Origin of the sequence: Agrococcus citreus, assembly GCF_039527715.1 — a bacterium.
GTDB classification, from domain to species: domain Bacteria; phylum Actinomycetota; class Actinomycetes; order Actinomycetales; family Microbacteriaceae; genus Agrococcus; species Agrococcus citreus.
In genome coordinates this window covers 868234-881928 of the sequence record NZ_BAAAKK010000001.1, presented here as the reverse complement: position 1 = coordinate 881928, position 13695 = coordinate 868234, and the positions used below count along the sequence as shown (strand labels likewise).

Annotated in this window: 11 protein-coding genes; all 11 read left to right on the top strand. The window is 73.4% G+C overall.

What is annotated here, in order from left to right; all coding sequences use genetic code 11:
* Positions 1-670 (top strand): 16S rRNA (cytosine(1402)-N(4))-methyltransferase RsmH (gene rsmH / locus ABD106_RS04330; protein ID WP_343917648.1); only part of this gene is annotated, 670 nt, incomplete at its 5' end.
* Entirely contained in the window at positions 667-1308 is a 642-nt protein-coding gene (ftsL, locus tag ABD106_RS04325) for a cell division protein FtsL (RefSeq protein WP_343917646.1), read from the top strand. The genes rsmH and ftsL, both read left to right, overlap by 4 nt.
* 108 nt (positions 1309-1416) lie before the next feature.
* The gene (locus tag ABD106_RS04320; RefSeq protein ID WP_343917900.1) at positions 1417-3198 is read left to right on the top strand and encodes a peptidoglycan D,D-transpeptidase FtsI family protein; all 1782 of its coding nucleotides are present in this window, start codon (positions 1417-1419) and stop codon (positions 3196-3198) included.
* Positions 3199-3253: 55 nt separating this feature from the next.
* Positions 3254-4795 (top strand): Mur ligase family protein, encoded by a 1542-nt coding sequence (locus ABD106_RS04315; protein WP_425545709.1) that lies wholly within the window; start codon positions 3254-3256, stop codon positions 4793-4795.
* The gene (locus ABD106_RS04310; RefSeq protein WP_343917642.1) at positions 4795-6198 is read left to right on the top strand and encodes a UDP-N-acetylmuramoyl-tripeptide--D-alanyl-D-alanine ligase; all 1404 of its coding nucleotides are present in this window, start codon (positions 4795-4797) and stop codon (positions 6196-6198) included. Before ABD106_RS04315 ends, ABD106_RS04310 begins: the two co-directional genes overlap by 1 nt.
* Positions 6198-7298, top strand: coding sequence for a phospho-N-acetylmuramoyl-pentapeptide-transferase (gene mraY, locus ABD106_RS04305; protein WP_343917640.1), 1101 nt, complete (start codon positions 6198-6200; stop codon positions 7296-7298). Before ABD106_RS04310 ends, mraY begins: the two co-directional genes overlap by 1 nt.
* Positions 7295-8821, top strand: a complete 1527-nt coding sequence (gene murD, locus ABD106_RS04300) for a UDP-N-acetylmuramoyl-L-alanine--D-glutamate ligase (RefSeq protein WP_343917638.1) — start codon at positions 7295-7297, stop codon at positions 8819-8821. Before mraY ends, murD begins: the two co-directional genes overlap by 4 nt.
* Positions 8787-10016 (top strand): putative lipid II flippase FtsW, encoded by a 1230-nt coding sequence (gene ftsW / locus ABD106_RS04295; RefSeq protein WP_343917636.1) that lies wholly within the window; start codon positions 8787-8789, stop codon positions 10014-10016. Before murD ends, ftsW begins: the two co-directional genes overlap by 35 nt.
* Positions 10013-11098, top strand: coding sequence for an undecaprenyldiphospho-muramoylpentapeptide beta-N-acetylglucosaminyltransferase (murG, locus tag ABD106_RS04290; protein WP_343917634.1), 1086 nt, complete (start codon positions 10013-10015; stop codon positions 11096-11098). The genes ftsW and murG overlap by 4 nt, the downstream gene beginning before the upstream one ends.
* Entirely contained in the window at positions 11095-12498 is a 1404-nt protein-coding gene (gene murC, locus ABD106_RS04285; RefSeq protein WP_343917632.1) for a UDP-N-acetylmuramate--L-alanine ligase, read from the top strand. Before murG ends, murC begins: the two co-directional genes overlap by 4 nt.
* Complete coding sequence (locus tag ABD106_RS04280; protein ID WP_343917630.1) at positions 12495-13610, top strand: cell division protein FtsQ/DivIB; 1116 nt, start codon at positions 12495-12497, stop codon at positions 13608-13610. Before murC ends, ABD106_RS04280 begins: the two co-directional genes overlap by 4 nt.
* The last annotated feature ends 85 nt before the right edge of the window (positions 13611-13695 follow it).

Sequence of the window (13695 nt, the reverse complement as noted above, 5' to 3'; positions counted from 1 at the left end):
CTCGAGCCTGCAGCTCGACGCCGCCGACCGCGGCTTCGCCTACGCGAAGGACGCGCCCCTCGACATGCGGATGGGCCAGGACGGCGACGTGACCGCCGCGACCATCCTCGCCGAGCGCAGCGCGCGCGACCTCGCGCGGCTCTTCCGCGAGTACGGCGACGAGAAGCTCGCCGACCGCTACGCCCGCGCCATCGTCGCCGCGCGCGACGAGGCGCCGATCGAGACCTCGAAGCGGCTGGTCGACATCCTGCAGGCCGCGACGCCTCGCGCGCTGTCGAACCAGGGCCACCCCGCCAAGCGCGTCTTCCAGGCGCTGCGCATCGAGGTGAACCAGGAGCTCGCCATCCTCGAGCGGACGATGCCCGCCGCGATCGACGCGCTCGCGGAGGGCGGCAGGCTCGTCGTGCTCGCATACCAGTCGCTCGAGGACCGCATCGTCAAGCGCGCCCTGCAGGCGGCCACGTCCTCCACCGCCCCGCTCGACCTGCCGGCCGAGCTGCCCGACCACGCGCCGCACCTGCGCCTGCTCGTCAAGGGCGCGGAGCTCGCCGACGACGCCGAGCGCGCCGCCAATCCCCGATCCGCACCCGTCCGACTCCGAGCAGCGCAGCGCATCCGACCGGTGTCGCTGCCCTCGACCTCCGCTTCGACCAACCGGGAGCCGTCATGAGCACTGCCGCCGTCATCGACCTCCACGCGCTGCCGACCGGCGCGCCGCAGCGGCACGCGCAGCCCGAGCGCGAGCGCCACCTGCGCGCGCTGCCGGCGGTCGCGCCGCGGCGCGCGCCGCGCCTCGTGCACGGCATCGTCGCGCTCGTCGGGCTCGCGGGCATCGTCGTCGCCCAGCTCGGCCTCTCGGTCGTCATCAGCGAGGGCGCCTACCGGCTGAGCGCGCTGCAGGGCGAGTCGACCGCGCTCGCGCGCACCGAGCAGACGCTCGCCGAGGACATCGCCGTGCTCGCCTCGCCGCAGCACGTCGCCGTCGCCGCCGACGACCTCGGCATGCTCGCGGGCCAGCCGTCGCAGTTCCTGACGCTCTCGGGCGAGGCGACGGCCGGCGGCCCGGACGCGCTGCACATGCAGGCGCCCGCGCTCGACCAGTTCGGCATCTACGTGCCCAACGCCCTGCTGGCCGAGGCGCCGCAGGTCGCGGCCACGGTGCAGCACGTGCAGGCGGAGGCCGCGCGCCCCTACCCGGGCATGCTGCTGCCGGCCGGCGAGACGGCCCTGCCCACCACCCCGGCGCCCGCCGAGGTCGTCGACGGGCCCGCCCCCGGCACCCTGCTGACGACCACCGCGGGGGAGTGAGGGCGTGGCGGCCCGCCGCTGCGCCACTCGGCCGCTACCGTGCGTTGACGCGCGTTCGACTCGACCGAGGCTCGCCGACGCGAGCCCGAAGCGGAGGTTCCCTTGGCCGTGAAGCGGATCCGCAGCCGCAACCGCGTGCGCACGACGATCGTCGCCGTGCTCACGCTCGCGCTGCTCGCGACCTTCGTGGTGCGGCTCGCCGACATCCAGCTCGTGCGCGCCGAGGCGCTCAACGCCGAGGCGGATGGGCGGCGCGGCGTCTCGCAGACGATCTTCGGCACGCGCGGCCCGATCGTCGACGCCGGCGGCACGGTGCTCGCCGAGAGCGTCGACCGCTGGGACCTCACGATCTCGCCGCAGTACACGCGCGACCTGCTGCCGGGGGTCGACGGCGTCGACGAGACGGTGACCGGCGGTGAGGCGCTCGAGCGGATCGGTGCGATCACGGGCCAGGATCCCCTCGACCTGCAGGCCATGATCCTCGCGGAGCTCGAGCGCAACCCCGACTCCGACTACCTGCTGCTCTCGAGCGGCCTCACCGCGACGCAGTTCGAGGCCGTGCGCGAGCTGAACCTGCCCTACGTCTACCTGCGGCTCAACCCGCAGCGCGTCTACCCCGCGGGCTCCGTGGCCGGCAACCTCGTCGGCTTCATGGGGCAGAGCGAACCGCTCGCCGGCATCGAGCGCAGCGAGGACGCGTGCCTCTCGGCCGAGGACGGCGGACGCACCTTCGACCGCTCGGCCGACGGCACGCCCATCCCCGGGTCGATGGTGACGAACCCCGCCGTCGACGGCGGCACGGTGCAGCTCACGATCGACGCCGACGTGCAGTACCAGGTGCAGCAGCTCACCGAGCAGTACACCGCGCAGCTGCGCGCCCGCAGCGGCACGACCATCATCATGCGCACCGACGGCACGCTCGCCGCCGTCGCGGAGTCGTCGAGCGTCGACCCGAACGACCCGACGGCGACGGATCAGCGCGACCGGGGCTCCCGCGCCTTCACCGCCGCCTACGAGCCGGGGTCGATCTTCAAGACGTTCTCGTTCGCCGCGATGCTCGACCTCGGCCTCATCTCGCCGCGCGACGAGCTCAGCGTGCCGTGGACCTACACCGAGCCCGGCGTGCGCGTGCGCGACGCCCATTCGCACCCCGTCGAGCAGTGGACGGCCGCGGGCGTGCTCGTGAACTCGTCGAACTCGGGCATGGTGCGCCTCGCCGAGGACATGGACCGCGCCGACTACCTCGACTACCTCGAGCGCTTCGGCTTCGGCGAGCAGACCGCGGTCGGCTTCGCCGGCGAGCAGCCCGTGCCCATGCGCCCCGCCGAGCGGCTCGACCCGCAGACCCGGCTCAACGTGCTGTTCGGACAGGGCATCGCCGCCACGCCCATCCAGCTCGCCTCCGCGTACCAGGCGCTCGCCAACGGCGGAGAGCACCTGCCGGCGCGACTCATCGCGAGCTGCACCGAGGCCGACGGCACCGTCTCGAGCCCCGAGGTCGGCGGAGCGGAGCGCGTCGTGAGCGAGTCGACCGCCCGGCAGACGCTCGAGGTGCTCGAGCACGTCGTCACCGACTACGGCTACGACACCTTCCCGATCGAGGGCTACCGGATCGCCGCCAAGACCGGCACGGCGCAGATGGCATACGAGGACGGCTCGGGCTACGACCCCTCGCGGATGATGATCTCGGTCGCGGGCGTCTTCCCCGTCGACGACCCGCAGTTCGTGGTGCTGACGCTGTTCGACAGCCCCCAGACGATCCGCACGAGCGGCGGGGCCATCCCGGCCTTCCACGATATGGTGAACCTTCTGATCCGCCACTACGACATCCCCCCGAGCACGACCCCGGCCTCCGAGGTGCCGCTCGAGTGGACGGCGGATCAGCCGTGACCCCCTGCGCGGCGCTGCCGTGAGCGGCACCGCGGTGGAGAAGACTGAGGAGAGGATGTCCGTGGCGGGCGTGACCCCGAGGATCCTGCGACCCGAGCACCCCGCGGCCCGGCCGATCACGGGGCTGGTCGATGCGTTCGAGCTGCCGGTGTCGGCCGACCTCGACGGCGTCGAGGTCACGGGCATCACCATCGAGTCCTCCGACGTGCAGCCCGGCGACATCTTCGCCGCGCTCCCGGGAGCCCACCGGCACGGCGCCGAGTTCGCAGCCGCCGCGCTCGAGCGCGGCGCGGTCGCGATCGTCACCGACCCGGCGGGCGCCGAGATGCTCGAGACGGATGCGCCCGTGATCGTCGTCGACGACCCGCGCGCCGCGCTCGGCGAGATCGCCGCGTGGGTCTACCGCACCGACGAGGAGCCGCCCAAGCTCTTCGGGATCACCGGCACGAACGGCAAGACCTCCACGGCGTTCATGCTCGAGGGCCTGCTCGCCGACCTCGGCTTCGTCACGGGCCTGTCGACGACCGCCGAGCGCCACGTCGGCGACCTCGTCGTCACCTCGAAGCTCACGACCCCCGAGGCGAGCGAGCTGCACGCGCTGCTCGCACGGATGCGCGAGGCGGGCGTGCGCGCCGCCGTGCTCGAGGTGAGCGCGCAGGCGCTCGAGCGCCACCGCATCGACGGCGTCGTGTTCGACGTCGTCGCGTTCACGAACCTGAGCCACGACCACCTCGACGACTACGGCTCGATGGACGCCTACTTCGACGTCAAGCTCGACCTCTTCACGCCCGATCGCGCGCAGCGCGGCGTCGTCTGCGTCGACACCGACTGGGGTGTGCGCGTCGCCGAGCGGAGCCGCATCCCCGTCACGACCGTGACGAGCGATCCGGACCGCAGCGCCGACTGGCACGTGGACATCTGGGAGGAGACGGCCGTCTCCACCTCGTTCACCCTCACCGGCATCGACGGCGGCGCCATCGAGGTGCAGATCCCGTTCATCGGCCGCCACATGGCCGTCGACGCCGCGATCGCGATCCTCATGCTCGTCGAGGACGGCTTCGAGATCGAGGGCGTCGCCGAGGTGATCGACCGCGGCATGCGCGCGACCCTCCCGGGCCGCATCGAGCGCGTCTCGGGCGACGAGGGGCCGTCGGTCTTCGTCGACTACGGCCACAGCCCCGACGCGTTCGCGCAGACCCTGCAGGCGCTGCGCCGCGTCACCGAGGGCCGGCTCGTGATGGTCTTCGGCGCCGACGGCGACCGCGACGCGACGAAGCGCCAGGAGATGGGCCGCATCGCGGCGGAGCTCGCCGACGCCGTCGTCGTCACCGACTTCAACCCGCGCACCGAGGACGCCGCGAGCATCCGCGCGCAGGTGCTCGAAGGCGTCCGCGCCGCTGCCGGCGACAAGCCCGTCATCGAGTCGTCCCCGGAGGAGTCCGCGATCCGCGCCGCGATCGAGCTCGCGGGCCCGGGCGACACCGTGCTGTGGGCCGGCCCCGGCGACGCCGACTACCGCGACGTCGCGGGTCGACGCGAGCCGTTCGTCGCGCGCGACGAGGCGCGGCTCGCGCTGCACGAGGCCGGCTGGGCCTGATGCTCCGGTTGCGCGCGAGCGAGATCGCGGCCGCCGTCGACGGCGAGCTGCACGGCGACGACGTCACCGTCACCGGGTCGGTCGAGACCGACTCGCGGCTCCTCACCGACGGCTCCGTCTTCTTCGCGATGCCCGGCGAGGTCACCGACGGCCACCGCTTCGTCGACGCGGCGATCGCGGCGGGTGCCGTGCTCGTCGTCGCCGAGCGACCGCTCGAGCAGGATGTGCCGCACATCGTCGTCGCCGACGGCGTCGTCGCGCTCGGCGCGCTCGCCGCCGACGTCATCCGTCGTGTGCGCGAGACCGGCGAGCTCACCGTGATCGGCGTCACGGGCTCGAACGGCAAGACCACGACGAAGAACATGCTGCAGGCGATCCTCGAGCAGCACGGCTCGACCGTCAGCCCCGTCAAGTCCTTCAACAACGAGGTCGGCGCGCCCATGACGATGCTGCGCATCGACGAGTCGACGCGCTACCTCGTGCTCGAGATGGGCGCGAGCATCGAGGGCGACATCGCGCGCCTGACCGCGATGGCGCACCCCGACCTCGGGGTCGTGCTCAAGGTCGGCCTCGCCCACGCGGGCGAGTTCGGCGGCATCGAGACGACCACGCGCGCGAAGACCGAGATGGTGCGCGACCTCGGCGAGACCCACGTCGCGGTGCTCAACCGCGACGACGAGCGCGTGCGCGGCATGGCTGCCGCCACGAGGGCGCGCATCGCGTGGTTCGGCACCGACGAGGGCACGAGCGACGAGCCGGTCGCCCTTCGCGCGAGCGACATCGACTCCACGCTCGAGGGCACCGTCGCGACCATCCACCGCGGCGACGAGACCTGGCGGCTCCGGCTGCGGATCCTGGGCGAGCACCACGTCATGAACGCGCTCGCCGCGCTCACCGTCGCCGACGCGCTCGGGCTCGACCTCGACCGCGCGATCGAGGCGCTCGGCGAGATGGCGCGCGCGGAGCGCGGTCGCATGGAGCTGCTCGAGCCCGGCGGCGGCATCACCGTCATCAACGACGCCTACAACGCGAGCCCCGACTCGACCGCCGCGGCGCTGCGCTCGCTCGCCCACATGACCCGGCAGGCCGGCCGCCGCTCCATCGCGGTGCTCGGCGAGATGGCTGAGCTCGGCCCGCACGCGGTCGAGGAGCACGACCGGCTCGGCCGGCTCGCCGTCCGCGTGCGCATCGACCGGCTCGTCGTCGTCGGCGAGGGCGCGAAGCCCATCCACGACGCCGCCGAGCTCGAGTCGTCCTTCGGCCAGGACACCACCTGGGTCGCGACGGCCGACGAGGCCGAGGCGCTGCTGCGGCGCGAGCTCGTCGCCGGCGACGTCGTGCTCTTCAAGTCGTCGAACGTCTCGGGCCTCCAGCCCCTCGCCGACCGGATGGGCGGCCGCTGATGCTCGTGCTCCTCGCCTCCGCCGGCATCGCGCTGCTCGTCTCGCTGCTCGCGACGCCGCTCTTCATCCGCGGCTTCGCGCGCATCGGCTGGGGCCAGTTCATCCGCGACGACGGCCCGCAGTCGCACCACGTCAAGCGCGGCACGCCCACGATGGGTGGGCTCGTGTTCATCGTCGCGATGCTCGCCGGGTACTTCGGCGGCAAGCTGCTCGGCCAGGACCCTCCCACGGTGCCGGTGCTGCTCATCCTGCTGCTCATCGTCGGGATGGGTGCCGTCGGCTTCGTCGACGACTACTTGAAGATCTCGAACCAGCGCTCGCTCGGGCTCGGCGGCTGGGCGAAGGTCGCCGGTCAGCTGATCGTCTCGGTGGTCTTCTCCGTGCTCGTGCTGACCGTTCCGGCGGGCCCCGCGGGAGCTCCGCTCGTCGACCCGGTGATCTCGGGCATCCGCGACATCCCCTGGCTCGACCTCGCACCGTGGGGCGCGCTCGGCGCGATCGTGTTCGTCCTCTGGATCACCGTCATCAACGTCTCGGCGGCGAACGCCGTCAACGTCACCGACGGCCTCGACGGCCTCGCGACCGGGTCGATGATCCTCTCGATGGTCGGCTACGTCTTCATCGCCTTCTGGCAGTTCAACCAGTCGTGCTCCGCCGTGCTCGCCGCCGAGAACGTCGCGCGCTGCTACGACATCGCGCAGCCGCTCGACGTCGCGACGCTCGCCGCGACGATCGTCGGCTCGCTCATCGGCTTCCTGTGGTGGAACACGAGCCCCGCGCAGATCTTCATGGGCGACGTCGGCTCGCTCGCGCTCGGCGGCGCGCTCGCCGGCTTCGCGGTCATGACCGACACCCAGCTGCTGCTGCTGCTCGTCGCCGGCCTGCCGATCGTCGTGACCGGTTCGGTGATCGTCCAGCGCGCGTACTTCAAGGCGACCGGCGGCAAGCGCGTGTTCCTCATGACGCCGCTGCACCACCACTTCGAGCTCAAGGGCTGGGCCGAGGTCACGATCGTCGTGCGGTTCTGGATCATCACGGGCCTCTTCGTCGCCGCCGCCGTCGGCGCCTTCTACTTCGAGTGGACCGTGCACCCGCGATGACCCGGCTCGACGACCTCACCTCCTGGCACGCCGACTGGCGCGGCCTCCGCGTGGCCGTGCTCGGCGTCGGCGTCACGGGCTTCGCCGTCGTCGACACGCTCGTCGAGCTCGGCGCCGCCGTCACCGCCGTCGCCGAGCGTGTCGACGACGAGCGACGCACGATCCTCGGCGTGCTCGGCGTGCCGATCGCGCTCGCCGGCCGAGATGCCGTGCCCGACGCGATCGCGGAGGCCGAGCTCGTGGTCGCCTCGCCGGGCCTCCGCCCCGACCACCCGTGGCTGCTCGCCGCGGCCGAGCGGGGCATCCCCGTCTGGGGCGACATCGAGCTCGCGTGGCGCGTGCGCGACAAGGTGCGCGCCGCCGAGTGGATCCTCGTCACCGGCACGAACGGCAAGACCACCACGACGCAGCTCACCGCGCACATGCTGCGCGAGGCGGGCTTCCGGGTGGCGCCCGTCGGCAACATCGGCACGCCCGTGCTCGACGCGGTGCGCGACCCCGAGGGCTTCGACGTGCTCGTCGTCGAGCTCTCGAGCTTCCAACTGCACGCGATGTCCAGCGAGGGTCCGGGCGAGCTGTGGCCGCACTCGGCCGCGTGCCTCAACCTCGACGACGACCACCTCGACTGGCACGGGTCGGCGGATGCGTACCGCGCGGCGAAGGCGAAGGTCTACCGGAACGCGCGGGTCGCGGCCGTCTACGGCGTCGACGACCCCGCGACGCAGCGGATGGTCGAGGAGGCCGACGTCGTCGAGGGCTGCCGCGCGATCGGCTTCGGCCTCGGCGTGCCGGGGCGCAGCGACCTCGGCCTCGTCGACGGCATCCTCGTCGACCGCGCCTTCCTCGACGCCCGAGACCGCCAGGCGCTCGAGCTCGCGAGCCTCGACGACCTCGAGCCCGCGGGGCTCCGCTCGCCCCACATGACGCGCAACGTGCTCGCCGCCGCCGCCCTCGCGCGCGCGTTCGGCGCGGAGCCCGTCGACGTGCTGCGCGCGATCCGCTCCTTCCGGCTCGACCGCCACCGCACCGAGCTCATCGCCGAGATCGACGGCGTGCGCTGGGTCGACGACTCGAAGGCGACGAACCCGCACGCGGCCGAGGGGAGCCTGAGCGCGTTCGAGCGCGTCGTCTGGATCGTCGGGGGACTGTTCAAGGGCGCCGACGTCGCGCCGCTCGTCGAGCGGCACGCCGCGCGCGTGGTCGCCGTCGTCGCGATCGGGATCGACCGCGACCCGGTGCTCGAGGCGTTCGCGCGACACGCGCCGGGCATCCCGCTCGTCGAGGTCGACACGGCGGACACTGGAGCCGTGATGCGGCTGGCCGTCGAGGCGGCCGCAGCGCACGCCGCGCCCGGCGTGACGGTCCTGCTGGCGCCGGCGGCCGCATCCATGGACCAGTTCGAGGACTACGCAGCCCGGGGCGACCGATTCGCCGAGGCCGTGCGGGCACAGCGAGTCCGAGCCGAGCGAGATCGAGAAGGGGGAGCCCATGGTGACGACGACGGCTCCCGTCTCGACGGCTGAGGGCGGCCGCGCCGAGCGGATGGGCCGCCGCGCGCTCGTGCGCGTGCGCTCGATGTTCGGGGCGCCGACGCTCAACGCCGCGCTGCTGCTCGGCACGACGCTCTTCCTCGTCGCGTTCGGGCTCATCATGGTGCTCTCGTCGTCGTCGGTCGAGAGCTACGTCGCGAACGACTCGTTCTTCACCGACTTCGCGAAGCAGGGCGCGTTCGCCGCGATCGGCATCGTGCTCATGCTGTTCGCGGCCCGCATGCCGGCGACGCTGTGGCAGCGCCTCGCGTGGGTCGGGGTCGGGCTCGGCATCGCGCTCCAGATCCTCGTCTTCACGCCGCTCGGCTTCGGCGCGAACGGCAACCGCAACTGGATCGGCGTCGGCGGCTTCTCGCTGCAGCCCTCGGAGTTCGTCAAGGTCGCGCTCTGCGTGTGGCTCGCGATGATCATGACGCGCAAGCAGAAGCGCATCGACAGCTTCTGGCAGGCGTGGATCCCCGCGGCCCCCGTCGCGGGGCTCTCGATCGGCCTCGTGCTGCTCGGCAGCGACCTCGGCACCGTCGTGATCATGGTGATGCTGTCGTTCGGGGCGCTCTGGTTCGCGGGCGTCAAGTGGTGGCACCTGCTGCTGCCCGTGGCCGGCCTCGTGCTGCTCGCGGTGCCGGTCGTGCTCTCGAGCCCGTCGCGCGTGCGGCGCATCTCGGCGTTCGTGCAGGGCTGCACCGACGCCGACTACTACTCGGGCTGCTGGCAGCAGCTCCACGGCACCTGGGCGCTCTCCGCCGGCGGACTCTTCGGCGTCGGGCTCGGCAACTCGCGCGCGAAGTGGTCGTGGCTGCCCGAGGCCGACAACGACTACATCTTCGCGATCATCGGCGAGGAGCTGGGACTGCTCGGCGCCGCCGTGGTGCTCGCGCTCTTCGCGCTGCTCGCGTGGACGATGCTGCGGATCGTGCGGCAGGCGTCGCTGCAGATGACGCGCGTCGTCGCGGGCGCCGCGACCGTCTGGCTCATCGGCCAGGCGATCGTGAACATCGGCGTCGTGCTGGGCCTGCTGCCCGTGCTCGGCGTGCCGCTGCCGTTCATCTCCTCCGGCGGCTCGCAGCTCATCGCCGCGCTGCTCGTGATCGGCATCGTGCTCTCGCTCGAGCGCGTCGACAACCCGCGCGTGCGCGGTGAGCTGCCCTCGGCCGCGGCGAGGGCATGATGCGCGTCCTGCTCGCCGGCGGCGGCACCGCCGGCCATGTCAACCCGCTGCTGGCGACCGCGCAGCGGCTGCGCGAGCGCCACCCCGACGCCGAGCTCGTGGTGCTCGGCACCCGCGAGGGCCTCGAGCGCGAGCTCGTGCCGCGCGCCGAGCTCGAGCTCGTCACGATCGAGAAGCTGCCGTTCCCGCGCCGCCCCGACGTGGCCGCGCTGCGCTTCCCCGCGCGGTGGCGACGCGCGGTGCGCGAGGTGCGGGCGCTCATCCGCGACCGCCGCTTCGACGTCGTGGTGGGCTTCGGCGGCTACGCGTCGGCACCCGCCTACCGCGCGGCTCGGCTCGAGCGCGTGCCGATCGTCATCCACGAGGCGAACGCGAAGCCCGGCATGGCGAACGTGCTCGGCGCTCGCTGGACGTCGTTCGTCGGCCTCTCCTACCGGGCGACGAAGCTCGAGGGCGAGCTCGTCGGCATGCCGCTGCGACCCGAGATCACCGGGCTCGACCGCGCGGGCGTCCGCGACGCGGCGTGCGCGGAGCTCGGGCTCGACCCGGCGAGGCCCACACTGCTCGTGACCGGCGGCTCGCAGGGGGCGCGCTCGATCAACCGCGCGATCGTCGCCGCCGCTGCCGACATCGTCGACGCGGGCTGGCAGATCCTGCACCTCTCGGGCGGCAGGCAGACCGACTTCGAGCCCGCCTCGGTCGAGCACTACGTCGCGATCGAGTACCTCGACCGGATGCACCTCGCGCTCGCCGCCGCCGACCTCGTCGTCTGCCGCGCCGGCAGCCTCACGGTCTCGGAGCTCATGGCGGTCGGCCTGCCCGCCGTCTACGTGCCGCTGCCCTACGGCAACGGCGAGCAGGGCATGAACGCCGCAGACCAGGTTTCCGCTGGTGGCGCACTGCTCGTCGACGACGGCGAGTTCACGGCAGAATGGGTGCGCGCCCGGCTCGTCCCGCTGCTGCGGGACGCCGACGCCATCGCCGAGATGGCCACCGCGAGCGCGGGGGCGGGCGCGACGGACGGCAGCGACCGGATGAGCGATCTCATCGAACGGGCCGCGGCCACGAGGAGGCAGTCGTGATCGAACCCGATCTCACCCAGCCGATCCCGGAGACGATCGAGCGGGTGCACTTCATCGGCATCGGCGGCTCGGGCATGTCCGGCATCGCCCACATGATGCTCGACGCGGGGCTCGCGGTCTCGGGCTCCGACCGCTCGGGCTCGGCGACCGTCGACCGGCTCGTCGAGCGCGGCGCGCAGGTCGGCATCGGCCACGACGCCGCGCACCTGCCGGCCGACGTCGACGCGATCGTCGTCACGAGCGCCCTGTGGCCCGACAACCCGGAGCTCGTCGCGGCGCGGGAGCGCGGCATCCCCGTGCTGCACCGGTCGCAGGCGCTGCACGTGCTCGCGCGCGGCAAGCGCGTCGTCGCCGTCGCAGGGGCGCACGGCAAGACCACCACGACCGGCATGCTCGTCGTCGGGCTGCACGGGCTCGGCATCGACGCGGGCTTCGTGAACGGCGGCGTCATCGCCGGGATCGACGCGTCGAGCGGTCACGGCACCTCCGACGCGTTCGTGCTCGAGGCCGACGAGTCCGATGGCTCCTTCCTGCTCTACGACGTCGCGGTCGCGCTCATCACGAACGTCGACACCGACCACCTCGACCACTACGGCACACCGGCGGCGTTCGACGCTGCCTTCGCCGAGTTCGCCGACCGCGCGAGCGAGGCGGTCGTCATCTCCGCCGACGACCCGGGCGCCCAGCGGGTGCGCGCGCTCATCCGCCACGAGCGCGTCATCACGTTCGGCCGCGCCGAGGGCGCCGACGTGCGCATCGTCGACATCCGCACGGGCGACGTCGCGAGCTGCACCGTGGAGGTCGCGGGGGAGCGGATCGAGCTCGAGGCGGGCGTGCCCGGCAGCCACAACGCCGTGAACGCGGCCGGCGCGCTCGCGACGCTCGTCGCGATGGGCGTCGCTCCCGCCGACGCGGCGCACGCGCTCGCGGCGTTCCGCGGCACGGGGCGACGGTTCGAGCTGCACGGCGAGCGCCGCGGCGTGCGCGTGTTCGACGACTACGCCCACCACCCGGCGGAGGTCGACGCCGCGCTCACCGCCGCGCGCACCGTGATCGGCGAGGGCCGGATCATCGCCATCCACCAGCCGCACCTCTACACCCGCACGCGCGACATGGCGGGCGAGTTCGCCGCCGTGTACGAGCGCGTCGCCGACCACACCGTCGTGCTCGACGTCTACGGCGCGCGGGAGGACCCGATCCCGGGCGTGACGGGCGCGCTCGTCGCCGACCGCTTCGAGGACCCGCGCGGCGTCGACTTCCTGCCCGACTGGCAGCAGGCTGCAGAGCGGGCCGCGGCGATCGCGCGCGAGGGCGACATCATCGTGACCCTCTCGTGCGGCGACGTGTACCGGATCATCCCGCAGGTGCTCTCGGCGCTCGAGGTGGGCGACCGCGCGTGAGGCGGCCCGACGGGTTCGACAGCACGCCGGGCGACGACGCGGAGCGCACGCTCGACGCGCCCGCGCCCCGGTCGTGGCGGCGCCGAGCCGACGTCGACGAGCACGCCGAGGCATCCAACGCCGAGCACGCCGAGCCCGAGCTCGATCCCGACGGCGAGCCGCTGGGCGCCGCCGAGCCGCCGCGGCGCCGCTGGGCGCTGAGCGCCTACGAGGGCCTCGACGACGAGGCGCCCGCGCCCGCGGTCGAGGTCGACGTCGAGCCGGAGCGGGGCTCGCACGCGCAGCGCGTCGACCGCGAGTGGCGAGCCGCGCAGAAGCACCAGCGCGCCGACGAGCGCGAGCGGGCGCGGGAGGCGAAGCGCGCGGCGGCGCAGGCGCGACGCGCGCGCATCCGCAGCGAGCGCGCCGAGGTGCGTCGCTTCACCGCCGGCCGGCGCAAGCAGCTGCGCACCGGCCTGCTCGCGATCGGCGGCCTCGTGCTCGCGCTCGCGCTGCTCGTCGGGCTCGTCTGGTCGCCGCTCATGGCCGTGCGCGACGTGCGGGTCGAGGGCGCCGACCGGCTGGACCCTGCGGCGGTCCAGGCCGCGCTCGGCGGCCACGTCGGCGAGCCGATCGCGACGGTCACGGAGGAGGGCGTCGCCGCGCAGCTGCAGGCGATCCCGCAGATCGAGTCGTTCCGGCTCGAGGTCGTGCCCCCGTCGACCATGATCGTGCGCATCGTCGAGCGCCGACCCGTGGCGATCATCCCGGCCGACGGCGGCGAGCGGGTGATCGACGCGGCCGGTGTCGTGCTCGGCGGCGTCGACGCGACCACCGGATCGCTGCCGCGGCTCGTCGGCGTCGAGCCTGGCAGCCCCGAGTTCGAGGCCGTCGCGACCGTGCTCGTCTCGGTGCCGACCGAGGTGCTCTCGACCACGCAGTCGATCGAGGCGCCCACGCCCTCCGACATCCGGCTCACGCTCGCGAGCGGCCAGTCGGTGCAGTGGGGCGGTGCGGAGGACAGCCGCCTCAAGGCGGATGTCGTCGCCGCGCTCATCGCGACGCAGGACCCGTCGGTCGCGCGCGTGCTCGACGTGCGGGCTCCCGAGCACCCCGTCGTGCGCGGCTCGTGAGCCCGCGAACCTGACGATTCTTTTTCTTGGTCGGCGTGCGCGCGACACACCGAGTCGCTCCCGACCGCTTGCCCCACGCGCCCGT